The following is a 25,003-nucleotide window of genomic DNA, read 5'->3' as shown; positions in this document are numbered from 1 at the left end:
CAGAAAAAGCGCCTTGGGTGGCGGTTCAGTTTGTCGCCCAAGCGCGCAATGTGTAGAATGTGTATCCCTTTTTTGCCGTCACCATTTTCTTGACGCCATTTTCCTTCTGTAAGTCTCTGAATTTCAAGAGGATAGGTTTTCATGCAGCAGAACTCAACGCTGGTGCGGGGGCTCACTGAGCCCGGAGAATTCCGGGACAACTGTGGTTTTGGTCTGATTTCCCATATGGAAGGTCAGCCTAGCCACGAGCTTCTGCAAACTGCTATTGAAGCACTTACGTGCATGACACACCGGGGCGGCATCAATGCCGACGGAAAAACCGGTGATGGCTGCGGTCTGTTGCTTAAGAAACCCGATTCTTTCTTCCGCAAGGTCGCGGAAGAGCAATCCATTACGTTGCCAGACAACTACGGCGTGGGGATGGTTTTCACCCACCCGCAAGCGGATAAGTCTGAGCAGCAGAAGAGCGCTATTAATTCGGCGCTTGAAGCTCAGGGTGTTGCCGTGCTCGGCTGGCGTGAAGTGCCTACCGATCCGAGCTGTCTGGGTGACCTTGCGCGGGCGTCACTGCCCGGATTCTGGCAGGTCATGGTGGCTGCGGAGGGTAACTCTGAACAAGAGTTGAATCGTCGGCTGTTCTTTGCCCGTCGGCATGCAGAAAAAGCCATCGAAAGTGACGGTTATTTCTATATCTGCTCCCTGTCCGCATCGGTGATGTCTTACAAAGGTCTGATGATGCCGGTGGACCTGCCGGTGTTCTTTCCGGACCTAGGTGACAGTGCTATGGAAACGGCCATTGTCGTTTTCCATCAGCGTTTTTCTACCAATACGCTACCCCAGTGGCCCCTGGCCCAGCCATTTCGTTATTTGGCCCATAACGGTGAAATCAACACCGTACAGGGTAACCGTAACTGGGCACTGGCACGGGAAAGCAAGTTTCAAAATGAACTGCTGCCGGGCCTGGAAGAGCTAAGCCCGCTGGTCAACCGTACGGGTTCGGATTCCTCCAGCATGGATAATATGCTGGAGATTTTGCTGGCCGGCGGCATGGACTTGTTCCGCGCCGTACGCATGATGATCCCGCCTGCCTGGCAGAACGTGGACACCATGGATGCGGATCTGCGCGCTTTCTACGAATATAACTCCATGCACATGGAGCCGTGGGATGGCCCGGCAGGTTTGGTTATGACAGATGGCCGCTATGCCGTTTGTATGCTTGACCGTAACGGTTTGCGCCCGGCTCGCTGGGTAGTGACCAAAAACGGCTTTATCACCTTGGCTTCGGAAATCGGCGTGTACAGTTATAAGCCGGAAGACGTGGTGGCCAAGGGCCGTGTTGGGCCTGGTCAGATTCTCGCTATCGATACCGAAACCGGTGAAGTTCTGCACACTAAGGACATCGATAATCGCTTGAAAGTCCGCCACCCCTACCGTGACTGGCTGAAAAGTAATGCTCTGCGCATTGAAGCGGATTACGACCACGAAGTGGGTCGTACCGATGAGGTAGACCCGCAGGACCTGCTGAGCTACCAAAAGTTTTTCCAGATCAGCTTTGAAGAGCGTGATCAGGTGCTGCGTCCGCTGGCCGAGTCTGGCCAAGAAGCCACCGGTTCCATGGGTGACGATACGCCCATGGCGGTGTTGTCCCGCCGCGAGCGTTCTCTGTTCGACTACTTTCGCCAGCAATTTGCCCAGGTAACTAACCCGCCCATCGATCCGCTGCGTGAAGCGATTGTGATGAGTTTGGAAACCTGTGTCGGTGCCGAGCGCAATGTGTTCGAAGAAACCGCAGACCATGCCGACCGGGCGATTCTGTCTACCCCGGTGCTGTCGCATTCCAAGTTTACCAATCTGATTAACATTGAGCGTCCGGGTTACCAGACGGCCAAGTTGAGCCTGCATTATGATGCCGAAATTGGCCTCAAGCAGGCGGTGCTGAATCTGTGTGAGCAGGCGGCAAGCGCGGTCCGTGATGGCAACGCGATTTTGGTGCTGACTGACCATGGTATTTCCCAGGACAAGCTCACCATCCATGCCTCTATGGCCACTGGTGCGGTACACCACTCCCTGACCGAAAAAGGGCTGCGTTCCGACGCCAACATCATCGTTGAAACAGCGACAGTTCGTGATTCCCATCACTTTGCCGTGCTGTTTGGTTTCGGCGCCACCGCGGTGTATCCGTATTTGGCCTATGATGTGATCGCCGACATGGTGCGTTCCGGCGAACTGTTGGGCGACGCGGTAGAGCTGCAGAAGAATTTCCGCAAAGGCATCAACAAGGGCTTGATGAAGATCCTCTCCAAAATGGGGATTTCCACCATTACCTCTTACCGGGGCGCCCAGCTGTTCGAAGCCATCGGTATCGACAGTGAAGTGGTTGAGCTGTGTTTCCGTGGTGTCCCCAGCCGAATTCAAGGCGCGGGCTTCGAAGATTTCCAAGCCGATCAACAGAGCTTGGCCAAAGATGCCTGGAAGCAGCGTAAGCCCATTGATGCCGGTGGTATCCTCAAGTATATCCACGGTAAGGAATATCACGCCTTTAACCCGGACGTGATTTACGCTCTGCACCGTGCCACCCAAGATAGTGACTACAACGCCTACAAAGAGTATGCCGAGCTGGTCAATAAGCGCCCGGTGGCGACGCTGCGTGATTTGTTTGCGTTGCGTGATGATGTTGAGGCCATCGATGTGGATCAGGTGGAGCCGCTGGAAAATATCTTGCTGCGCTTTGATTCTGCGGGCATGTCTTTGGGCGCGTTGAGCCCAGAAGCCCACGAAGCCATTGCTACGGCAATGAACCGTCTGGGAGGCCGTTCTAACTCCGGTGAAGGTGGGGAAGATCCTGCTCGCTTTGGCACTGAGCGTGTGTCCAAGATCAAGCAAATTGCTTCCGGTCGCTTTGGTGTGACCCCACATTACTTGGTTAACGCTGAAGTGTTGCAGATCAAGGTGGCTCAGGGAGCCAAGCCCGGTGAAGGCGGCCAGCTGCCTGGCGGTAAGGTGAATGCCCTGATCGCGCGTCTGCGTCACTCTGTGCCCGGTGTGACCCTGATTTCACCGCCGCCGCACCATGACATCTACTCCATTGAGGATTTGTCCCAGCTGATTTTCGATCTCAAGCAGGTCAACCCGGATGCTCAGGTATCTGTGAAGCTGGTATCTGAGCCCGGTGTAGGTACCGTGGCGTCCGGGGTGGCGAAAGCCTACGCGGACCTGATCACCATCTCTGGTTACGACGGCGGTACGGCGGCTAGCCCGTTGACCTCCATCCGTTACGCGGGCTCTCCTTGGGAGCTGGGCTTGGCGGAAGCGCACCAGGCGCTGCGTGGTAACGATTTGCGTGACAAGATTCGCCTGCAAACAGATGGTGGCCTGAAGACGGGTTTGGACGTGATTAAAGCCGCCATTTTGGGTGCTGAGTCGTTCGGTTTTGGTACCGTGCCGATGATCGTGCTGGGTTGTAAGTACCTGCGTATTTGTCACCTGAACAACTGCGCTACCGGTGTTGCTACCCAGCGTGAAGATCTGCGTAAGGAGCATTTCATTGGTGCTCCAGAACTGCTGATTAACTACTTCAACTTTGTGGCCCAGGAAGTGCGTGAGCTGCTGGCCCTGCTGGGAGTGAAGAGCATTCCTGAGCTGATCGGCCGCACCGACCTGTTGAAAGTTCTGGAAGGTGAAACCGCGCGTCAGGGCAAGCTGGACTTAACCCCGATTCTGCGCAACGACTTGGTGCCGGCGGACAAGCCGACCCATTGCCAGGTGAGCCGAAACGAGCCGTTTGACAAGGCCGTGCTGAGCCAGAAGATGGTGGATGACATGGGCTCCGCCATCGAAAGTAAATCCGGCGGCTCGTTCCATTACGACATCACCAACTGTGATCGCTCCGTAGGGGCTCGGGTGTCCGGTGAGATTGCCAAAAAACATGGCAACCTGGGCATGGAAGATGCGCCGATCAAGGTGCGCTTTAGCGGTACTGCCGGGCAGAGCTTTGGTGTGTTTAATGCCGGTGGCCTGCACATGTACATTGAAGGTGATGCCAATGACTATGTGGGCAAAGGCATGGCCGGTGGTAAGTTGGTGATTCGCCCGCCCAATGGCAGCCCGTTCAAAAGTCAGGAAACCGCCATCATTGGTAATACCTGTCTCTATGGTGCTACCGGCGGTAAGCTTTACGCCGCAGGCACCGCAGGCGAGCGTTTCGGGGTGCGTAACTCCGGAGCCCATGCCGTTGTGGAAGGTGCTGGCGACCACTGCTGTGAATACATGACCGGTGGTTCCATCACCGTGTTGGGCCGCACTGGCCACAACTTTGGCGCGGGCATGACCGGCGGTTTTGCGTTCGTCCTGGACGAAGACAATGATTTCTTCGACCGCATCAACCCGGAGCTGATCGAATTGCATCGCATCAGTTCCGAAGCCACCGAGTCCCATCGCAGTCACCTGCGTGGCGTAATCGCAGATTACGTGGACGAGACCGGCAGTGAATGGGGCCAGTACATTCTGGACAACTTTGATGCCATGAGCCGCAAGTTCTGGTTGGTTAAGCCCAAGGCCGCAAGCCTGGAAAACCTGCTGCAGAGCACGCGCGCCAATCCGGCATAACGGGGGATACCATGGCTGAACGTTTAAGCAATAATTTCCAGTTTCTTGACGTGCCCCGGCACGATCCGAAGAAAAAGGATATTGACGACCGTAAGCACAAGTACGAGGAAATCTACTACCCATTTGAAACCCGGGAAGTAGAAAATCAGGCGCATCGCTGCCTGCATTGCGGTAACCCGTACTGTGAATGGAAGTGCCCGGTCCATAACTACATTCCTAACTGGTTGAAGCTGATCAGTGAAGGCAACCTGCTGGAAGCGGTGGAGTTGAGTCACCAGACCAACTCCCTGCCAGAAGTGTGTGGCCGGGTGTGTCCGCAGGACCGTCTGTGTGAAGGGGCCTGTACTCTAAATGATGGCTTTGGCGCGGTAACGATTGGTGCCACTGAGAAGTACATTACCGATACTGCGCTGGCTATGGGCTGGCGCCCGGATATGTCCAAGGTAGTGTGGACCGACAAGAAGGTCGCAGTGATTGGTGCTGGCCCTGCCGGTATCGGCTGTGCCGATGTGTTGGTGCGCAGTGGCGTGAAGCCGGTGGTATTCGATCGCTATGAGGAAATTGGCGGCCTGCTGACTTTTGGTATTCCCGAGTTCAAGTTAGAAAAGCCGGTCATGGCCAAACGCCGTGAAGTCTTTGAGGGCATGGGGGTGGAATTCCGTCTGGGCGTAGAGGTCGGTAAGGACATCACCATTGATGAACTGCTTGCCGACTACGATGCCGTCTTCATGGGCATGGGCACTTACACCTATATGAAAGGTGGTTTCCCGGGTGAAGAGTTGGACGGTGTGTATGAAGCTCTGCCGTTCCTGATCTCTAACGCTAACCGTAATTTGGGCTTTGAAAAAGACGAAGCGGACTTCATCAATATGCAGGGCAAGCGTGTGGTAGTGCTGGGTGGTGGTGATACCGCTATGGACTGTAATCGCACCTCAATCCGTCAGCAGGCGCAAAGCGTTAGCTGTGCCTACCGTCGAGATGAAGAAAACATGCCCGGTTCACGCAAGGAAGTGACCAACGCCAAAGAAGAAGGCGTGCAGTTCCTGTTCAACCGCCAACCCATTGAAGTGGTGGGTGAAGACGGCAAGGTGGTCGGCGTTAAGGTAGTGGAAACCAAGCTTGGCGAGCCAGACAACAATGGCCGCCGCCGCCCTGAGCCGATTCCGGGCAGTGAAGAAATTCTGCCGGCGGATGCGGTGATTGTGGCGTTCGGTTTCCGCCCGAGCCCAGCGGATTGGTTTGGTGAGAAAAGCATCAATACCGACGATTCCGGCCGCGTGGTCGCCGTGGAAGAACAGGCATTCCCGTTCCAGACGAGCAATGAGAAGATCTTTGCAGGTGGTGACATGGTGCGTGGCTCGGACTTGGTGGTGACTGCCATTTGGGAAGGCCGTGAAGCTGCCAAAGGGATTCTTGACTACTTGGATGTGTGAGTTGCGCAACAGGCAACATGCTGTACGCAACATAGGGCCTGCTTTTGCAGGCCCTTTTTCTATATGATGTTGAAGATTTTTATTTTCGCGCGTTGCGTGCAGCGTAGTGCGTGAAGTGTTTTCAAAGGAACCCACATGACTTTCGCTCCCCTGCAAAATGATCGCTTTCTTCGTGCACTCAACCGCGAGACGGTGGATCGCACGCCTATCTGGATGATGCGCCAAGCGGGGCGTTACCTACCGGAATACCGGGCTGCTCGCGAGCATGCGGGTTCATTTATGGATCTGTGCAAGAATGCTGATCTGGCCTGTGAGGTGACGTTACAGCCATTGGAGCGTTACCCGTTGGACGCGGCTATTCTGTTCTCCGACATCCTGACTATTCCTGATGCTATGGGGCTGGGGCTGTATTTTGAGACGGGAGAGGGGCCCAAATTCAGAAAAGTGGTGCGAACCGAAGCGGATGTGGCCGCACTGCCGATACCGGATGCAGAATCCGATCTGGGCTACGTGATGAATGCGGTGAGTACTATTCGTGGTGCTCTTAATGGACGTGTGCCGCTGATCGGTTTTTCCGGGAGCCCCTGGACGCTGGCGACCTACATGGTAGAGGGCGGCTCCAGCAAAGATTTCCGTCACCTTAAAGCGATGGTGTACAGCCAGCCCGAGCTGGCTCATGCCATGCTCGACAAACTGGCTCAGTCCGTGACAGGTTACCTGAATGCACAGATCCGTCATGGAGCCCAGGCTGTGCAAATTTTTGATACTTGGGGCGGGGCGCTGTCGGCGGAAGCCTATAAAGAATTTTCCCTGCGTTATATGCAGCAAATCGTGGATGGCCTGATTCGTGATAATGAGGGTCGCAAGGTACCGGTGATCCTGTTCACTAAAAACGGTGGCCTGTGGCTGGAATCCATGGCTGCCACGGGCTGTGATGCTTTAGGGCTGGACTGGACGATTAATATCGGTGACGCGCGCCGTCGTGTGGGTGACAAGGTCGCCCTACAGGGAAATATGGATCCGGCAGTGCTGTATGCCTCGCCGCAGGCGATTCGGGCTGAAGTGAAACGTATCCTCGATGATTTTGGTGATCATCCTGGGCATATTTTTAATCTAGGGCACGGCATCACCCCGCAAGTGGATCCGGAGCACGCTAAGGTCTTTATTGAAGCTGTAGTGGAATTGAGTCAGAAATAACCGAGCTGCAAGCTACAACATTGGATAGGGAAAGCAGGGACGCTCCCTCCGATTTTTCTTTTTCATTGTGAACCTGTAACGGTATGCCTTGTGCTGGGTGGGCACCATGTGGTCGCCCACTCTTTCCCTCATTGTTGCGTGCCGCTTTTAGCGGCGGATCTTTCTTAGCTGATAGACGTTGTGGCTGATAGCAACCACTTCGCCATTGGCATCCTTCATTTCCACATCCCATTCAAAGTCGCATTGGCCCATTTCTTCGGTGGTGCTTTCGATGCGGCTGATTTCCTCTTCGCTGAGGGTTACTTCCACGGTGACATCAGTGGTGGCCGGGCGCCGGAAGCGAATCCACACGTCTTTGACAATGGGATAAAAGCGCTTGGTGTCGAATGAAGACAGATACAGGGTGCCGGCGGGCAATTCGGCAATGGTGTACAGTGCCCCAGCGTACATGATGCCAACGTGATTAAGGTTGGGTTTGAGAGGCATCAGCATCCTGCAGTAGCCGCGCTCCACTTCTAGCGTTTGTACTCCACAGCGCTCAACGAACGGAAAGCTTTTGTCGCTGGCGAGCTTGATGGCGTTTTGTTGTTTTTCGCTCAGGGCCATGCTGCTACCTCCTCCGTTACAGGTGATGCTAGCGAAGGCTTAGGGGCACCCCCAACGCGTTTGCTCACAAGGTTGATGCAAACGGTTAGGGCAAACGGTCAGGCGGAGCCTGGTTTTACACGAGAGCGTCGGTTTTGGCGGCGCAGATAAAATCGTTGCGGTGCAGTCCGTGGATTTTATGGGTCCACCAAGTGACCGTGACCTTGCCATATTCGGTGAGAATGGCGGGGTGGTGGCCTTCCTGCTCCGCCAGATCGCCGACCCGGTGGGTGAAATCCAGGGCCTGAACAAAGTTCTTGAAGGTAAAGTGCCGCTGCAGTTTCTCGATGCCGTCTTCTTCCACGAGCATCCAGCCTGGAACTTGCCGGTGTAGTTCTTGACGGTCTTGGTCGCTGATCAAAGGGGAATCGGCGTTGCAGGCTTCGCATTGTTGTGTTTTTAAGGTGGTCATGGCGATCAATCCAATTTGGCTAATGGATGACAGACTCCGTCATCAGAATTGTCAGTGATCCATTCGTTATTATCAATTTAGCTCTGCGCAGGTTCGCACAAACGCACCGGGTTACCATTAGTGCCATTGGGACTCATTTTTCTCAGCGAGCGATGAAGCTTTTCCATGTCTGTGTCATCACGCACTTCACCGGGAATTTCCATCCCGGCAGCAAGGTTCAGTAGTATCGCTTTCATCTTTTCGGGCATCAGCACGGGTTGACGATGCTGCAGTACATAGATTAACTCGCCCTGCTTGAATAGCAGGAAACCGTTGTAGTAGGCACCACTTTCTTCCTCGTCATCTTTTACTTTAGCGGCATCCGCATTGATGTCGATGATGGCAAACAGTGTTTTGCGATCCGCATCGTCGAGAAATTCCTGGTAGGAGGCTTCTGCGCCGGAAATCATCGGTGCTTTGGCGATAGCGTCACTCAGGTAACGGTTGAGACTCAAATTGAGCAGCGCCAGGTCCGAGTCCACGCGTGAAGGGTGATTGTTTACTTTCAGGTAATCCACGCGGAACAGACGGCCGCTGCCGTCCCAGAAGGTGGTGGCGCCGCCGTTACGATCACAGCGTTCATCTAGCACTACTTCGCCACGGAACGTGCTGACGCCAAGGTCAAGAATATAAGCGCCGGCCGGTGAAAAGTAGTAATCACCTTGGCGTTCATCATGTTGGCTCTGGCAGGCAACAAGCAACAAGGCTAGCGCGGCAGTTTTAATTATTTTCATTGTCTACTCCCGAGCATAAAAAACATATGGATCATAGCACACCGGCTGCATAGTGCGGCGATTAGCTTCTTGCCAAAGGAAGAGGTTGTTTCATGGTTATTACTGTATTCCTCAGCCCATGTTGCGGCGGTTGAAAACAGGATCAGCAAAGAATCTGGGCACCAATCATCATCACAGCAGACGTTCATTTTTGCGCTGTTGGCGGCTGATTTAAGTGCACGCGGGTTTCTGCATAGAGGCTGATGTTGTGGCGCAGGTTGTGACGAAGGAGGGAGGCGTGTGGTTCGGGGCGGAGGTATGGGATGTGGGCGATTCCCCCTCGCACCTAGCGCGATGGGGAATCGTTCACATGGATGGAGCGAGCGCGGTTTATACGCGGCCGAGCAAGTCCCGAGCGATGGCGATAATTTGCATCTCATCGGTGCCGGCATAGATCTGTAGAATTTTGGCATCACGCATTAATTGTTCTACTCGAGATTCGCGCATGTAGCCGTAGCCGCCATGGATCTGTACCGCTTCGGTGGCCACTTCCATGGCGGCCTGGGCAGCGTAGAGTTTCATGGCAGAGGCTTCGGCCAATGTCATCTGCGCACCTTCGGCGGTCATTTCAATATAGCGGAAAATCATGTTTTGCAGGTTGGTGCGTGCCACTTCCATCTTGGCCAATTTCAACTGAATAAGTTGGTTCTGCCCGATGGCTCGGCCGAATTGAACTCGGTCGCTGGCATATTGGGTGCTTAGCTCAAGGGCACGTTCCACCATGCCTAAGGCCATGGCCGCGACGCCAGCCCTCTCTTGCATGAAGGTGCCTTTGGCGCCGCTGCGGCCATAACTGTCTTCATTGCCGCCCAGCAGGCGTTCCGGTCCAGCTTTTACATCGGTAAGGAATAGTTCGCCTGTGGGGGAGGAGCCGATGCCCATTTTCTTGAAGGGCTTGGATTGGGTCAGACCTTCCATGCCGCTATCGAGAATAAAAGATACGATCTTACGTTGGTCAGCAGGGACCCCTTCTTCATCCAGTTTGCAGATCAGGATGATGGTGTCCGCATAGGGGCCGTTGGTAATCCACGTTTTGCTACCGTTAATGATGTAGCCGCCGTTACCGTCGCGTTTAGCCAAGGTTTTCATTTGCCCAAAGGCATCGGAGCCGGCATTGGGCTCTGAAATGGCCCAGGCACCGACCTTTTCCAATGTGAGCAGAGGCAGAGCCCAGCGCTCTTTTTGCTCAGTGGTGCCCTTGCTCATGATGGCGCCACCACCTAACCCCATGGAAACCCCCATGGCGGTGACCAAGCCTTGGGCATGCTTGCACAGTTCAATAATGGGGATCATGCGCATGGCGGCTTCTTCGCCGGCCATGGCGGAAGGGCCTTCTTTTTTCTTTTTTTCTTCCCCGGCGTTACCGGCGGCGATGGCTTTCTCGCGGGCAATCTGTTTGTCGAACGATTGCTTGGCCATCACATCCATGCCGAAGGTTTTGATCATTTTGCGCAGGATGTCGTAAGGGGGAACGCCGTTGTATTCGATATCGTCCAGCTGCGGCACAATTTCTTTTTCTACAAAGTCGCGCACCATTTTCTGGATCATTTGCTGTTGTTCGGACCACTGGATCATCGGGCTGTCCTGTTGAGTGGAAATTCAATCAACTGTAACAAGCCCGATGACGGTGATGCATTGATCAAAAGAACGGAATGATTGACGCTGGATGTCAGGGGGCTGGTTGAGCTGTGATGCAGGGTTGCGGGTCGAACCGCACGTGCATGGTCAGGGCGTTCGCCCCCTCGCTGCTGGCGGCGGCTTCAATATCTTGAGGGCGTAGTCGGGGGTGGGTGCCGGCATAAAACTTCTGCGCCGCTTTGGCATTGAGGGTCCGTTCGCGGGCCGCTTGATAGGTAATGCCGTCTCCGCCTAGCAGATGGCGGATGTACTCGGCGCAGGCCACGTCTTCGTCGCCGGTGGGGTGCGAAGCGACCAGCACTACGGTGGGCGGATTCTGTTTACGTAAATAGTTGGCTGTCGCTTCCGCGTTGACTAGCCCGGCTACCAACACTTCTAGGCTATCCCGGGCGCGCAGAGTGGCGGCAACGCCATTGGTGGTGCGCAATATCAGCTCTTTGCCTTGCAGTTCTGCCTGGTCGACTTCCCAAGGAGAGTTGCCGAAATCAAAGCCGGGGATGGGCAAGGCGTCCACCTCGCCGGCCAGCAGGGCTTCAGGTAGATGCTCGTCGCGTAGCGCAAAGGCTTGCTCGGCATTGGCCACTGGCCAAATGCAACGCAAGCCTTTGCGAAAGGCATGGTGGCTGGTGGTGAAAGCGCGAATCACGTCGATCACCACGGTAATGCCATGGATGTTGTGGGGTGGGTTATGCCCTTGGGCAATGTGGATGTCCATGTTCTTCCTTGCCAGGTTGAGGCATTGCGGATTCTGACGCTGTGAATGAATTCAGAACAACAGAGCCAATGCTCTAGGTGACGTTGTCGAAATGTAGCCTTCGGTGTCCAGGTATTGCTCCATGGCAATGGTCAACATGAGCGGCTCACCCACGGTCGAGCGATCCATGGAAACACGCTTGCCTCTGCGAAGATGTCGATCGCCTAGCGATAAGTGAGGGTCTGAACGATCGCGTAGCAGGTCGTCTTAAGTACGATGCCTATGTTGCATTTGGATAATGCAGCTAAATCCCGCGTGTGCATAGACATTGGCGGCCAGCTCACCCTCCGCAGAGCAGAGATTTCTGTCGTCAGAGTCTCGGTGAACGCAGGGAGCGCATCGCTTGGTGCTTAGCTTTGCTTGCTTGAGCTTAGGCGCAACCAACGCGTAGTAAAGCCTGGGCAATTATTATTCTTGCTATTGTGAATCCTGCTGTAAATAGGTCGTTATTATGCATAAGAGTGATTATTGATCTTAGGGGCTGCTCCAGCAGCGGCTGTTAGGCTAATGATGGTGGCAGTGTGCGGGCCAGAGTCCATACCCGTACATCCTTGGCGCCCTGGTCGAGCAGGCATTGTGCTGCTGCCCTAGCGGAACTGCCCGTGGTCATCACATCGTCCACCAGAATCAGACGCAACCCGGTGACTGAGTGCTGACAGCGGAAAGCCTGTCGTAAATTGCGTTGTCGTTGGTGGCGGGTCAGCCCTTGCTGGCTGGGTGTATGGCGTTGGCGCACTAGTGCGGGCAGCACCGGGCGTTGCCAGCAGTCGCCCATCAGATTGGCGAGTCGTGCTCCCTGATCGAAGCCTCGGCGCCAGCGTCGTCGCCAGTGAACAGGGAGCGGACACAGGGCATCGGTATCCGGCCATGGCAGTGGCGTTTCCGCCAGCAGCGGCAGGATGGCCCGTTCCACGGTCAGGTCCCCCTTATGTTTGTAACGGGTGATCAGCGCATCCAGCGGAAAGCCGTATTGCAGTGGAGATTGGCTGGCGGAAAAGGCGGGTGGTTGGCGAATGCAGCGGCCACACAGAGGGGGGAGGGAGTCTGGAGAAGGGAGGGGTGTATCGCCATGAGGGAGCCCGCAACGACAGACCGGCCCGGTGACCCGTGCGAGCAGGCGAAGGCAGTCGGTACACAATGCCCCGCTTTCAGATTTGCCGCATAGCGGGCAGGGCGATGGGTTGATGCGATTAAAAAATGTACTGCAGTAAACTTTTGTTGCGGCTTTCAGGTTGACAGGCATTACAGGGCTCCTTAGCCTGCTGAGGTTAATCGAGGAGAATGAAGCATGCCGGCTATCGCCAGTTCCCCCCAATCGCGATCCACGGATATGGCTGTACGCCATGACTGGAAACGTAGTGAGATCGACGCTCTGTTTGCTCTGCCATTCAACGACTTGTTGTTCCAGGCAGCCGCTTTGCACCGGGCCCATTTCGATCCTAATGCCGTGCAGGTGAGCACCCTGTTGTCGATTAAGACCGGTGCTTGCCCGGAAGACTGCAAATACTGCTCCCAGTCTGGGCACTACAACACCGAGCTGGAAAAAGAAAAATTGTTGGAAGTTTCCAGAGTAGTGGAAGAGGCCCGTGCCGCTCGGCAAAACGGGGCGTCCCGTTTCTGCATGGGCGCCGCTTGGCGTAGCCCCCGTGACAAGGATATGCCCTACGTGCTGGATATGATCCGTCAGGTTAAAGACCTGGGCATGGAAACCTGCATGACCCTGGGTATGCTCAATGAAGGGCAGGCGGGAGCTCTCGCAGAGGCGGGCCTGGATTACTACAACCACAATCTGGATACCTCCCCGGAATACTACGGGCAGGTGATCACCACCCGGACTTATAACGATCGCCTTTCGACCTTAGCCAATGTGCGTGATGCGGGCATGAAAGTGTGCTGCGGTGGCATCGTAGGCATGGGCGAAGAGCGCAATGACCGGGTGGGTTTGTTGCAGCAGCTGGCGAATCTGCCGCACCATCCGGAATCGGTGCCGATCAATATGTTGGTTAAAATTGAAGGTACGCCGCTGGCGGATGTGGACGATCTGGACCCGTTTGAATTCGTGCGCACTGTAGCCGTGGCGCGAATTTTGATGCCGCAATCCTATGTGCGGTTGTCCGCCGGCCGTCAGGAAATGAACGATGAAGCCCAGGCCCTGTGCTTTATGGCCGGTGCCAATTCCATTTTTTATGGCGAACGCTTGCTGACTACCGATAACCCGGAAGCCAACCACGATCAGCGCTTGTTCAAGCGCTTGGGTATCCATCCATTGGACCCCCGTCACGAGGCGTCGGACGAGGCCCATGAAGAAGCCATCCAGGCTCAGGTTTCTGAGCAACAAGCCGAGGAGGCTGGGCTCTTCTACAATGCCATGGACAGCAAACGCACGGCCAAGCACGTGCTCGACAAGGACACCGGGCGCCCCACCGCTACCGAACACTGAGGTCTGCCCGTGGGCTTTGATCTGGCCACCGATCTGGCTGCACGCCGCCGCCAGCACCGTTACCGGCAAGCGCGTATCATGGATGGCCCCAGTGGCCGCCATGCGTTGCTGGGTGGGCGCCAGTATCTGAATTTCTGCAGCAATGATTATCTTGGTTTGGCCAATGACCCGGCTGTGGTGGCGGCCTTTCAACAAGGCGCTGCGGATTGGGGGGTGGGCAGTGGCGCCTCGCATTTAGTGTGTGGTCATCAACGTCCCCACCAACAGCTGGAGGAAGCGCTGGCGGCCCATACCGGTCGTCAGCGTGCCTTGTTGTTCTCCACCGGTTACATGGCCAACCTGGGCGTTATGACCGCCTTGCTGAGCAAGGGGGATGCGGTGTTCCAAGACCGTCTTAATCATGCCTCGCTGCTGGATGGCGGTTTACTCAGTGGTGCCCGTTTTCGACGGTTTCCCCATAATGATGGGCAGGCGCTGGCTAGCCAATTGGCCCGCAGTGAGGCGCGCCGGAAATTGGTGGTGGTCGACGGGGTGTTCAGTATGGATGGCGACGAGGCGCCACTGGTGGACTATGCCGAGGCCTGCGAAGGCCATGATGCCTGGTTGATGGTGGATGATGCCCACGGCATCGGCGTGCTGGACGCTCAGGGCCGTGGCAGTGTCTTCACTCAGGGCGTCAACGAACGGGTGCCGGTGCTGATGGGAACCCTAGGTAAAGGATTGGGTACGGCGGGTGCTTTTGTGGCCGGTAGCGATGAATTAATCGAAACATTGATCCAGTTCGCCCGCACTTTTATCTATACCACGGCCATGCCTGCCGCCGTGGCCAGCGCCACCCTGGTTAGCCTGAGAAAATCCCGAGAGGAGAATTGGCGTCGGGATACGTTGGCAGAGTTGATCGCCCGTTTCCGCCAGGGTGCCCGTGCGTTGGGCTACACCCTGATGCCATCGCAAACGCCTATCCAGCCTTTGCTGATTGGCAGTGATGTGGATGCCACGGCGCTCAGTGAGGCACTTCGCGAAAAAGGGTTTCTCATTACCGCGATCCGCCCGCCCACGGTGCGGGAAGGTGAAGCGCGCTTGCGAGTGACGTTATCTGCCGCCCATGAGGTTGAGGATGTGGATGCGTTGCTGGCGGCGCTGGCGCAATGCCAAACCCAAGACGTTTAAATCACAGACTTTTTACCACCGAGATCGTTGTTTCTTCTGTGGCAAAAAAAGGAAGATGAATGCCCAGGTTGATCCCTTTTCATAACACTTATCGGGCCACCGGTGTTGATGATGCCCAAGCCCAGGACATTGTTCTGATTCATGGCTGGGGCCTACATGCCATTGTCTTTGATGATATTGTGCCGGCCTTGCTAGCGCACTTTCGCGTCACCGTGGTGGATTTACCCGGCATGGGACAGAGCCCCTTGCCTAATGATGATTACAGCCTGGATTTTCTGGCCGAACAGGTGCTGGCGATTATGCCGCAGAAGGCCCATTTGCTGGGCTGGTCGTTGGGTGGGTTGGTGGCATTGGCCATGGCAGAGAAGGCGCCGGAGCGGGTGCAATCGGTGGTGACGGTGGCGACTTCCCCGCGATTTACCGCCGCAGACGATTGGGCTCCCGCCATGAAGCCGGAGATTCTGGCCAAGTTCGCCGAGATGTTTAATGAAGACAATGAAGGCACGCTGGTCCGTTTTCTGGCGCTCAATTGCAAGGGCAGTGCGGCCATGCGTGAGGATACTGCGCGTCTCAAACAGATTTTGTATTTCTGTGGTTTGCCGGCGCCGAGAGCCCTGCGCGGCGGGTTGAACATCCTGCGCGACAGCGACTTGCGTGAGTCATTAACTGCGTTGTCTATGCCGGTGCTGATGGTGTTCGGTGAACATGATCATATCGTGCCGGCGGCAGTCATGGCCGCGGTGGAGCCGTTGATTGGTAATGGCCGCACGGCCTTGATTGAGCAGGTGGCCCATGTACCCTTCCTGTCGACCCCGGACACCTTTACCCAGGCCGTGTATGACTTTTATCGCGACTATCAGTTGGTCCGCTGAGGCGCCCGTGGATACTCCCGTGGAGCGCTCAGGAAAGGCGGTAGTGAGCCAGCACTTTGGCCGAGCTGCGCGTAGTTATGATGAACACGCCGTGCTGCAGTTGGCGGTGGGGCGATCATTGGTGCAGCGCCTGCCAGAAGCGTTACCGATAAATCATGCGCTGGATTTGGGGTGTGCCACGGCGCCTTTTGCTCGCGCTCAGCAACAGGCGTTGCCGGATGTGCAGTGGCAGGCGGTTGATTTGTCTTCGGCCATGCTGGCCGAAGCGGCAGAGCGCGGACGGCTGGATGAGACCTACCAACCCCTGTGTGCTGACGCCGAAAACCTGCCCCTGTCGACAAACTCTCAGGGTCTGGTGTTCAGTTGTTTTGCCCTGCAATGGTGTGATCCGCAAGTGGTTATGGCAGAGATCAACCGGGTGTTGGCTCCGGGCGGACGTTTGCTGCTGGCGGTGCCGTTGGCAGGGTCTCTGGCCGAGTTGCAATCGAGCTGGCAGCGAGTGAATCATCGCCCCCATGTCAATGCGTTGCCGTCGTTGGCGGATTGGCGCAGTGCGGCTTTTCAGGCGGGTTTTGCGGATGCGCAGCTTCAGCAGCAGGTGATGGTGGAATACTATGATTCGGTGAAAGCCATCGCCCGTCGCTTGAAAGCCACCGGCGCGGATCATGTAAGCGGTGCCTCAGGCCTTACCGGTAAAAATGCCTGGCAGGCCATGGTGAAAGAATATGAGGCCCGGCGAACGCAGCAAGGCTTGCCGCTGACCTGGAACGTGCTGTTCCTGGAAGCGGAAAAGAGTTGAGCGAATAAGCCCCAGGTTTCAACGCGCGCCAGCCTCCGTTGTTTTTTCCAATTTTCTCCGCGCCAGAATCGTGACACGCGGGCCGCAAGTATTGGTGCCGTGCGACATCTTTCCCACGTTGCACCTTTACGCTTGTTGCTTGTCAGCAAACAAACCGCTCCGTCTTTCAGAGGTTAACCATGGAAAACCAGAAGCCCCCACTGCCCGCTCTCAAGGGTGTTTTTTTCGTCACCGGCACAGATACCGAAGTCGGTAAGACCTGGGTGAGCTGCCGCTTGCTGGAGCGAGCGCGGGAAGCCGGTTTAAGTTGTTACGGACTCAAGCCGGTGGCGGCCGGGTGTGAGGAAACGTCGGACGGTTGGCGTAATGAAGATGCCTTGCAGCTGATGGCGGCCAGCTCGGTGACGCTGCCTTACGAGATAGTAAATCCTGTGGCCTTTAAGGCGCCGGTCGCACCGCATATCGCAGCCCAGCAAGAGGGCAAAGATATCAGTCTTTCCCGGCTGGTGGGTTATGTGCGGGGCGCCTTGAGCGCCTACCCGGCGGACTTGATTTTGATTGAGGGTGCGGGCGGGTGGCGAGTGCCGCTGAACAGTCGAGAAATGTTGTCCGGGTTGGCCAAAGAGCTGGATGTGCCAGTGATTCAGGTTGTTGGCATGAAGCTGGGTTGTATCAATCATGCCTTGCTGACCGCCGATGCGATCGAAAAGGATGGTTTACGCTACGCCGGCACCATGGCGAACTGCTTTGGAGAAATGGCGGTGCAGGAAGAAAACCTGCTTACTCTACGCCAGCATTTACCCGGTGCCTTCGCGCTGGTTTGATCGGCAAAATCAGCGCATTTCCATTGCTCTTTCGCGCCATTGTCACCTTTAACGGGGGGTACAGGGGGGCACAACAGTGCAACGACCCAAGGCCCATCATTGGCCGATTGTGATGGCAGTCATCGCGCCTTACCTACTTATCCGCTGAGCCTGGGGGCGAGGAATGACACCTAGCTCCGACAGGGTATCCATTACCTGATTCACTGTAATGCGCTGCAGGCAGGGGTAGCTATCTCGAACGCAATTGCTGCGCTGACATTTAGCGGCGCAAGGCTGCCAGCGTAATACTCGAGCCTGGTCAGATAATGGGTGCCAAATGTGTTCATCCGTGGGGCCGAATAGGGCGACTACAGGAATGCCGCAGGCGGCAGCCAGGTGCATTGGACCGCTGTCATTGCCCACATAGCCCTGGCTGTGCTGAAGCAGCGAAATCAACTCCGACAGAGTGAGTTGATCGCACAGATCCAGCACCGGTTCGCAGAGAAAGGATTGTACCCTGGCGATTTGCATGCGGTCTTTGTGCCCTGCACCGATCAGGACCGGTGTAAGACCGGCGCGGCGTGCGCGCTGGCAGAGTGAAGCGAACTGCTCCGGGTGCCACATTTTGTAGGTTTTTGTGGCGCCGACATGGACCACTAAACATGTGTTTTCTGCCTGGCCGGATAGCAGGTTGCGCACAGCCGCGTCACTGCCGGGACAGTCCGCAAGCGGTAGGTAGCGGGCTGACGGCGCAGCAGGTTGGCTCAAGCTGGCGTAGCTGTGCCAACGGTGTCCTTGCCAATCCGGCTCCAGCGACAAGCTATAAAACCAGCGGCCATGACGGCGCGGTGGGCCGATCCGCGTTGCTGCCCCACAGAGACGGCTTAAGGTGGCGGATTTTTGTTCACCTTCGATGTCCACACTGATGTCGGCCTTAAAGCGTCGCATGGCCCGCACAAACGCAAGGTAGCGACGAATCCGTTTCCACAAAGACTGTGAGCGTGAGAGCGCTTGTTCCGGATAAAAAAGCAACCGCTGTTCTCCCGGCAGACTTTGTGCCACCAGCGCCTGATAGCGCTCATCTACCACCAGCAAAGCGTCTGTGTGAGCACAGAGCATGGCACGCAAATGGGGTAACGCAATCAGAAGATTACCTAGATGACTACACGGAAATAAAATCAGCAGGCGAGGCATGAAACAAATACTGTTATCAGCGGAAACGGTGTTTAGGCTAGGCGGCGGGGATGACGGTTAAATGACAGGCGACGAGCTGCGATCGATTGGATAGGGCAAAGTGGAATAGGCCCCGTGTTTACTTTTTCGGCTTGTTGTTTTGCGCTTTCAACAGGATCTCGCGGGCAGGGCGGTCACCGTGTGGTGCCGTTACTAACCCGCGTTGTCCTCGCTGCTGTTAATCTCGCTCGATCAACCAGTCCGCGATTCGACCCCAGCTTTGTTTTTGGGCGGCGGCGCTGCCGAGGATGCCCATGTGCCCGCCATCAATGGTCAAAAAAGTTTTGTCCTTGCTGCGAATCAGGGGCTTCATGGCTTGGCTGCATTCTGGCGTCACGATGGGATCGTTGGCGCCGGTGATGTTCAGCACATTGGCAGTGACCCGGTCCAGGTGGCCGTCGGTTCCTTCCATGGGGAGCTGGCCATGGGCGACTACGTTGTCTGTCCATAGGTAGTGGACGATGTCCTGAATCACACCGCCAGGATAAGCCACCATGTCATCGAGAAAGGCCCCGTTGGTGGCATGGGAGGCGACGAATTCTCGGTCGTGCAGGTTCTTAATCAGGCTCCAGTAACCTTGCAGGCTACCTATTGGATTGGTGAATTTGAACGCGAGGCTGTTCACCCAGCCCGGTGAGCGCAGCAAGTTGGAGGGGACATTATGGATGCGTAGGCCGGTGCGGCTGCGGATCCACTTTGCCCGGCGGCTTAGTGCTCGGTACTGGCTGCCCAGCGAGCCGTTGCGGTGATAATCCGTGGGAGCCCCCACCAGCACTAGGTTGCTGATATCAGGGTCTTTGCCTAGGGCTGCGTAGCATAGGCTGAAGAGTCCGCCGAAGCTCCAGCCGTGTAGGCTCAGCTTTTGTTCGCCACTGTGTTGGCGAACATGCACCAATAGCTTGGGCAGATAATCGGCAAAGTAGCTGCTTAAATGTAGGTGGTTGTGATGCTTGCCTGGGCGGCCCCAGTCGACCATATACAACTCAAAACCTCGAGCACGTAGGTAACGGACCAAGCTGCGCTGGGGAAACAGGTCATAGATCAGCATGTTTACGGCGAGCGGTGCCACCAATACTAGCGGGGTGCGCTGAGGCGCTTGGCTGACGGGAATGACGGTGCCGTCCGCCAGAGGAATGGCGCTTTCTTTCAGTGGCGGGTAGTAACGCAATTTGACCAGACCGTCGTCAAACAGGGTCTGGTAGGGCGTTTGTTCTGCCTGGCTCAGTTGTTGAGCGTCAAACAGCCGAGCCCGGCCATTGTCTAGGCGTTGCCGCCAGGGGCGAGTTCGTTTGTAAACGGCCTGCTGTAGGGTGTTTGTGAGCATGAATTGCACCGGCAAAAGATCAACGGCCGGTTATTGTAGGGTAGATCCACGGGAGGGCAGTTGCCGTGCGGACCGGGGGAAGTGTCAGGGGGGATACTCGCCCGCCGCAATGAACGCTATTGCGGCGGACAAGGGGGTGGGGCGATCAGTGTTTGTTTTCGTTGGTATAAGCGCCAAGTTTGCCGCGCACTCGTACTTGGCTGCCGGGTTTCAGGTTTGGTGCAAATTTGGCTTTGCCTTCCGGGAACAGCATGACCACGGTGGAGCCCAGCAGGAAACGGCCTAGCTCTTCCCCTTTTTCCAGCGCGATGGGTTTGCTACGCAGGTAGTCGGTGGTGACCACTTGTTTGGGTAGCGGTGTGACCTGACCGCTGAAGACCGTCTCGATGCCGGCCACGATCATGGCGCCGACCAGAATCACCGCCATGGGGCCCTGTTCGGTATCGAAGATACATACCAGTCGTTCGTTACGAGCAAACAGGTTGGGTACGCCGTTGGCGGTGGCTTCGTTCACCGAAAACAGGTCGCCGGGTACATAGCGAGTTTCACGTAGGGTGCCAGTAAAAGGCATATGCACCCGGTGGTAGTCACGGGGAGAGAGATAGACGGTGGCGAACTGGCCGTTGGTAAATTCACTGGCTAGCGCACTGTCGCCGCCGAGCAAGTCATACAACGAGTAGTCGTGACCTTTGGCTTGGAAGACTTGATTGGCGCGAATAGCACCCAGTTGGCTCACGGCACCGTCCGCAGGGCTGGCGATATCGTTGCTCTCGCTTGCCTCTAGGGGGCGGGCATCGGCCTTCAGGGCTCGGGTGAAAAAGGCATTGAAGGTGGGGAATTGGTCCGCGTCTTCAATTTGCGCTTCCGATAGATCAATACCGAACCGTTTCATGAACATGTTGATGAAGGTGGTCTTGATCCACGGTACTTCGCTGCGGGCCAATATCCCCACCAGTCGAGACAAAGCATGTTGGGGAATAAGGTATTGAAGGGTAACGAACAGTTTGTCGCGTAAGCTCAAGAGTGACGTCCTTTAGCATTTTTCAGAAGGCGGAAATTGCCGCTAGGGGGCTCCGCCGTCAACGATGGGTTTAGGCACTTTTTTCTGCAGGGGTGTCCGGGTGGTTGCCCCATTCCGCCCAGGAGCCGGCGTAGCCACGCATGCGTTCAAAGCCTAGCAATTTGCCCACCAGCCAAGAAAAGCTGGATCGATGGTGGGTTTGGCAATGGGTGATCACTTCCTTGTCGCCGCTGATGCCCAGAGCCGCCAGTTCAGCACGGATGTCGTCCAGTGGGCGCAAGCGCAGGTTGTTCTGCTTGTCCATGGGCTCGGTCCATTCGTGGTGGCGAGCTCCGGGAATGTGCCCGGCTTTTTTAGCGAAGGCGCGCACGCCGTCGAATTCGTCCAGGGAGCGGGAATCCCAGATCACCACATCCTCATCCTGATAGTGAGCAAGCAGGTAGTTCAGATCCACTTCGGTGAGCGGATCATGGGCGCCCACCTGGTAATCGCTGGGGCTGGGCTCGTGGGCTTCGCTACTGGTGGCGTGGCCGTCCGCTAGCCAGGCGTGGATGCCGCCGTTCAGGTAGCTGTAGTGCTTGTGGCCGATGGCATCCAGGGTCCACAGTAGGCGCCCAGCCCAACCGCCACCTTCATCGTCATAGGCGATCACATGGGTGTCCGAGGTCAGGCCCAGCTCAGAAAAAAGATCGCTCAGCGCATCATCGGAAGGGATCATCCCCGGTGCCGGCTGGGCGCCGCTCTGCAATCGCTTGAAATCCAGATGAATAGCGCCGGGAACATGGGCCTGAACGTAAACGGGTTGTTTGCTCAAATCGAGAATGAGCAGGTTGCCGTCGTCAAGACGGTTGGCGAGTTCGGTGGGTTCGAGCAGCAGTGGCAGCATAGGCGATCAGTTGGCAGTGAGCAGTTGATGATTATTGACGAAGGCGTGCGCCTTCGTATCGGCAATGCCTTCATTATCCATTATCCGGGGTCTTTCTTATACCGTGGGGGCTGAGTGGGCCGCGATCAACTGTCGGTTGAGTACCGCTCGCGGCCATCCTCGTCCAAGGTGTCAGAAATCTGGTAGAAGTTGGCCAGCCGTTCTTCGTCGATATCCCCGTTCTGCGCCGCGAGGATCAGGGCGCAACCCGGTTCGTTGCGATGTGAGCAATTACGGAATTTACAGTAGCCTGCCAGTTCGGACAGTTCCCGGTAGCCGTGTAGCAAGTCGTCTTCACCAATGTGCCAGAGACCAAATTCTCGAATCCCGGGGGAGTCAATCAGCTGGCCACCGGTGGGCAGGTGGACTAGCCGGGCGGTAACCGTTGTGTGCTGGCCAAGGCCGGAGTTGCTGGAGAGTTCACCCACCTGCAAGTCAGCTTCTGGCAGTACGCCATTAATAAGTGAGGACTTGCCAACCCCGGATTGCCCGACAAAGACGCTGGTCTTGCCAGCCAACGCTTCGTGCAGTGGTGTGAGACCTTCACGTTGGTGGGCGCACACTTCCAAAACCGGGTAGCCGAGGTGGCGATACATGTCAGACAGTTCATCAACAAAGGGGCGTAGGGTGTCGTCGATCAGATCGGCTTTATTGAGCACTAGCGTGGCGGCAATGCCGGACAATTCCGCCGCCACCAGATAACGGTCCAGCAGCGAGCTGGAGGGGGTGGGCAGTGGGGCGAATACCACCAGCATTTGTTCCACGTTTGCGGCCACCGGTTTCAGGTTGCCGTACATGTCCGGGCGCTTGAGCACGGTGTCGCGGGGCTCAATGGCCACCACAACACCCAGACCCTCGCTTTTTGGCGGTTGCCAGATCACTTTGTCACCCACCACCAGCTGCTCCAGGGTGGCGCGGAAATGACAGCGGCGTGTTGTTCTATTTTCAGCGCCAGGGCCGTCAGCACTTTCCACTTCCACTTGTTGGCCGAAGTGGGCGGTGATGACCCCGTGTTGCTCATCGCCTAGATCATCCGCTACCAGAATCTCCTGCTGGTCGGTACGGCGGTTGGCGCGGTCGCGTTTTTCCGCCTGGATCTTTTCGATGCGCCAGCGCTGGCGACGATTGAGTTTGCGTTTGGCCACGGGTTTTGCGGTCCTGTGTTCGGGTGTGAGATCTGTTATGTGAATAGCGCCATGCTACCATGAAGCATCAACAGACCTTCACCCTGCGTAGCAAAGAGATGCCGAGCCCATGACCGACAAGCGCAATAATCTGATTTGGATCGATCTGGAAATGACCGGCCTGAGCCCGGAAAATGATCGCATCATCGAAATCGCCACTATTGTTACTGATGCCGAGCTAAACGTGTTGGCAGAAGGGCCGGTGTTGGCGGTTCATCAAAGCGATGCGCTACTGGATGGCATGGACGAGTGGAATACCACCCACCATAACAACTCCGGGCTGGTGGCCAGAGTGAAGGCCAGCACGGTGAATGATGCGGCCGCGGAGTCTCAGACTATTGCGTTTCTGGAGCAGTATGTGGAAGCGGGTATGTCGCCCATGTGCGGCAATAGTATCTGTCAGGATCGCCGTTTTCTGGCCAACTATATGCCGAAACTGGAAGCCTTCTTCCATTATCGCAACTTGGATGTGTCCACCCTGAAAGAATTGGCGCGTCGCTGGAAGCCGGACATCCTGCCGGGCTTCAGTAAAGAGAACAAACACCTGGCGCTGGATGATATTCGCGAGTCCATCGCCGAACTGGTGTATTACCGCGAGCACTTTATTGACGCTTGATCGGCGTCGCTGCATCGCGACCACAGAGTGAACCCATTGCTTTCCTTTGTGATCTCTGTGGTAAATCCTAGCTTGCTTGGTGCTGCTCCAGCGCCCACCGCACATGCTCGCGCACCGTTTCATCCGGGTAATCCAGTTTGTCCTTCAGCGCCTGTACGATTCCCTCTGTCGTGGGCGCATTGCCCAGCGCCACGGCAATATTGCGAAGCCACTTCAGATACCCTGCGCGGCGGATCGCCGAACCTGCCGTGCGCTCCAGAAATGCCTCTTCGCTCCATGAAAACAGTGCGACCAGATCACTGTCTCCCAGCCCGTGGCGGGGTTGGAAGTCACTTTCTTCCGTATGCTGGGCAAAGCGGTTCCAGGGGCACATGAGTTGGCAATCGTCACACCCGAAAATGCGGTTGCCTATGCCTTTGCGCAGGTCCTCAGGGATGCTGCCTTCATGCTCGATGGTCAGGTAGGAAATGCAGCGCCGAGCATCCAGCTCATAGGGGGCCACAATGGCGTCAGTGGGGCACACAGTGATGCAGGCTTTGCATTTGCCGCAATGGTCTTCCCCCGGGCTGTCTACCGGCAAGGCAATGTCGGTGTAGATTTCTCCTAGAAAGAACCAGCTACCCGCTTCCCGATTCAGCACCAGAGTATGCTTGCCCTGCCAGCCCAGCCCTGCTTTCGCCGCCAGCGGTTTTTCCATTACTGGCGCGCTGTCCACAAAGGCTCTGGCCAGTTCGCTGTCCGCAACGGCTTCGCGAATGCGTCCGGCTAGAATCGCCAGTCGCTTGCGAATCAGCTTGTGGTAATCGCGGCCCAGGGCATAGCGGGACACATAGGCCTTGTCTTTCTGCTGTAGCAATTTCACCGGTTGGGTGCCCGGGGGCAGGTAATCCATGCGCGCAGAAATCACCCTCAGTGTGCCCGGCTCCAGCTCCCCTGGCCGAAAGCGTTTATTGCCGTGGGCTGACATCCAGTTCATTTGCCCCTGGTAGCCCTTCGCCAGCCAGGCTTTGAGCTGTACTTCTTCGGCATGCAAATCCGTATCGGCAATACCGATCTGCTGAAAGCCGAGTTCGCGGCCCCATTGCTGGATTTGCTCTTTCAGTTGATTCAGGTCCATGAC

The 25,003-nt window shown here is 56.3% G+C and carries 21 protein-coding genes; 9 read left to right on the top strand and 12 right to left on the bottom strand.

Features of this window, described 5'->3' with window-relative positions; all coding sequences use genetic code 11:
- The first annotated feature begins 141 nt into the window (after positions 1 to 141).
- The 3 genes from gltB to hemE all read left to right on the top strand — a co-directional run bounded on the left by gltB (position 142) and on the right by hemE (position 7,235).
- Positions 142 to 4,605, top strand: coding sequence for a glutamate synthase large subunit (gene gltB, locus AS19_RS11390; protein ID WP_011589505.1), 4,464 nt, complete (start codon positions 142 to 144; stop codon positions 4,603 to 4,605).
- A gap of 11 nt (positions 4,606 to 4,616) precedes the next feature.
- Complete coding sequence (locus AS19_RS11385; RefSeq protein WP_011589504.1) at positions 4,617 to 6,038, top strand: FAD-dependent oxidoreductase; 1,422 nt, start codon at positions 4,617 to 4,619, stop codon at positions 6,036 to 6,038.
- 135 nt (positions 6,039 to 6,173) lie between these two features.
- Positions 6,174 to 7,235 (top strand): uroporphyrinogen decarboxylase, encoded by a 1,062-nt coding sequence (gene hemE, locus AS19_RS11380; RefSeq protein WP_011589503.1) that lies wholly within the window; start codon positions 6,174 to 6,176, stop codon positions 7,233 to 7,235.
- A gap of 147 nt (positions 7,236 to 7,382) precedes the next feature.
- On the opposite strand, the gene AS19_RS11375 is transcribed toward hemE, so the two are convergent.
- From AS19_RS11375 to AS19_RS11350, 6 genes are all read right to left on the bottom strand, one after another.
- Positions 7,383 to 7,841 (bottom strand): PaaI family thioesterase, encoded by a 459-nt coding sequence (locus tag AS19_RS11375; protein WP_011589502.1) that lies wholly within the window; start codon positions 7,839 to 7,841, stop codon positions 7,383 to 7,385.
- Between the two features lie 115 nt (positions 7,842 to 7,956).
- Positions 7,957 to 8,292: a 4a-hydroxytetrahydrobiopterin dehydratase gene (locus tag AS19_RS11370; protein WP_041705059.1), complete on the bottom strand. Its 336-nt coding sequence runs from the start codon at positions 8,290 to 8,292 to the stop codon at positions 7,957 to 7,959.
- Between the two features lie 77 nt (positions 8,293 to 8,369).
- Complete coding sequence (locus AS19_RS11365) at positions 8,370 to 9,065, bottom strand: hypothetical protein (protein WP_011589500.1); 696 nt, start codon at positions 9,063 to 9,065, stop codon at positions 8,370 to 8,372.
- Positions 9,066 to 9,434: 369 nt separating this feature from the next.
- Positions 9,435 to 10,679, bottom strand: a complete 1,245-nt coding sequence (locus AS19_RS11360) for an acyl-CoA dehydrogenase family protein (RefSeq protein WP_011589499.1) — start codon at positions 10,677 to 10,679, stop codon at positions 9,435 to 9,437.
- Between the two features lie 94 nt (positions 10,680 to 10,773).
- A complete protein-coding gene (locus AS19_RS11355; RefSeq protein WP_011589498.1) occupies positions 10,774 to 11,457 on the bottom strand; it encodes a 2-phosphosulfolactate phosphatase in 684 nt (227 codons plus the stop codon).
- A gap of 538 nt (positions 11,458 to 11,995) precedes the next feature.
- Positions 11,996 to 12,739: a ComF family protein gene (locus AS19_RS11350; RefSeq protein WP_011589497.1), complete on the bottom strand. Its 744-nt coding sequence runs from the start codon at positions 12,737 to 12,739 to the stop codon at positions 11,996 to 11,998.
- Positions 12,740 to 12,784: 45 nt separating this feature from the next.
- Between AS19_RS11350 and bioB the strand changes: the two genes are divergently transcribed.
- The 5 genes from bioB (at position 12,785) to bioD (ending at position 17,601) form a co-directional block, all read left to right on the top strand.
- Positions 12,785 to 13,936 (top strand): biotin synthase BioB, encoded by a 1,152-nt coding sequence (bioB, locus tag AS19_RS11345; protein WP_011589496.1) that lies wholly within the window; start codon positions 12,785 to 12,787, stop codon positions 13,934 to 13,936.
- Positions 13,937 to 13,945: 9 nt separating this feature from the next.
- Positions 13,946 to 15,106, top strand: coding sequence for an 8-amino-7-oxononanoate synthase (gene bioF, locus AS19_RS11340; RefSeq protein WP_011589495.1), 1,161 nt, complete (start codon positions 13,946 to 13,948; stop codon positions 15,104 to 15,106).
- Positions 15,107 to 15,165: 59 nt separating this feature from the next.
- Positions 15,166 to 15,978, top strand: coding sequence for a pimeloyl-ACP methyl ester esterase BioH (bioH, locus tag AS19_RS11335; RefSeq protein WP_011589494.1), 813 nt, complete (start codon positions 15,166 to 15,168; stop codon positions 15,976 to 15,978).
- Complete coding sequence (gene bioC / locus AS19_RS11330) at positions 15,944 to 16,777, top strand: malonyl-ACP O-methyltransferase BioC (RefSeq protein WP_231860810.1); 834 nt, start codon at positions 15,944 to 15,946, stop codon at positions 16,775 to 16,777. Before bioH ends, bioC begins: the two co-directional genes overlap by 35 nt.
- A gap of 179 nt (positions 16,778 to 16,956) precedes the next feature.
- Positions 16,957 to 17,601: a dethiobiotin synthase gene (gene bioD / locus AS19_RS11325; protein ID WP_011589492.1), complete on the top strand. Its 645-nt coding sequence runs from the start codon at positions 16,957 to 16,959 to the stop codon at positions 17,599 to 17,601.
- Positions 17,602 to 17,730: 129 nt separating this feature from the next.
- Here bioD and AS19_RS11320 read toward each other — a convergent pair whose 3' ends face one another.
- From AS19_RS11320 to rsgA, 5 genes are all read right to left on the bottom strand, one after another.
- The gene (locus AS19_RS11320) at positions 17,731 to 18,774 is read right to left on the bottom strand and encodes a glycosyltransferase family 9 protein (RefSeq protein ID WP_011589491.1); all 1,044 of its coding nucleotides are present in this window, start codon (positions 18,772 to 18,774) and stop codon (positions 17,731 to 17,733) included.
- A 217-nt stretch (positions 18,775 to 18,991) separates the two neighbouring features.
- Positions 18,992 to 20,137, bottom strand: coding sequence for an alpha/beta fold hydrolase (locus AS19_RS11315; protein WP_035458898.1), 1,146 nt, complete (start codon positions 20,135 to 20,137; stop codon positions 18,992 to 18,994).
- Positions 20,138 to 20,282: 145 nt separating this feature from the next.
- The gene (gene asd, locus AS19_RS11310) at positions 20,283 to 21,158 is read right to left on the bottom strand and encodes an archaetidylserine decarboxylase (protein ID WP_011589489.1); all 876 of its coding nucleotides are present in this window, start codon (positions 21,156 to 21,158) and stop codon (positions 20,283 to 20,285) included.
- A 70-nt stretch (positions 21,159 to 21,228) separates the two neighbouring features.
- Positions 21,229 to 22,044, bottom strand: coding sequence for a sulfurtransferase (locus tag AS19_RS11305; RefSeq protein ID WP_011589488.1), 816 nt, complete (start codon positions 22,042 to 22,044; stop codon positions 21,229 to 21,231).
- 125 nt (positions 22,045 to 22,169) lie between these two features.
- Positions 22,170 to 23,228 carry a small ribosomal subunit biogenesis GTPase RsgA gene (gene rsgA, locus AS19_RS11300; protein WP_035458896.1) on the bottom strand — a complete coding sequence of 353 codons (1,059 nt, stop codon included), beginning with the start codon at positions 23,226 to 23,228 and terminating at the stop codon, positions 22,170 to 22,172.
- A 109-nt stretch (positions 23,229 to 23,337) separates the two neighbouring features.
- Between rsgA and orn the strand changes: the two genes are divergently transcribed.
- Positions 23,338 to 23,883 carry an oligoribonuclease gene (gene orn / locus AS19_RS11295; protein WP_011589486.1) on the top strand — a complete coding sequence of 182 codons (546 nt, stop codon included), beginning with the start codon at positions 23,338 to 23,340 and terminating at the stop codon, positions 23,881 to 23,883.
- Positions 23,884 to 23,950: 67 nt separating this feature from the next.
- Here orn and queG read toward each other — a convergent pair whose 3' ends face one another.
- Positions 23,951 to 25,000 carry a tRNA epoxyqueuosine(34) reductase QueG gene (queG, locus tag AS19_RS11290; RefSeq protein WP_011589485.1) on the bottom strand — a complete coding sequence of 350 codons (1,050 nt, stop codon included), beginning with the start codon at positions 24,998 to 25,000 and terminating at the stop codon, positions 23,951 to 23,953.
- Between the last annotated feature and the right edge of the window lie 3 nt (positions 25,001 to 25,003).

The sequence above is a fragment of the Alcanivorax sp. NBRC 101098 genome, from assembly GCF_001010505.1.
In the GTDB taxonomy this organism is placed as follows: domain Bacteria; phylum Pseudomonadota; class Gammaproteobacteria; order Pseudomonadales; family Alcanivoracaceae; genus Alcanivorax; species Alcanivorax borkumensis.
This window is presented reverse-complemented; position numbering and strand designations above follow the sequence as displayed.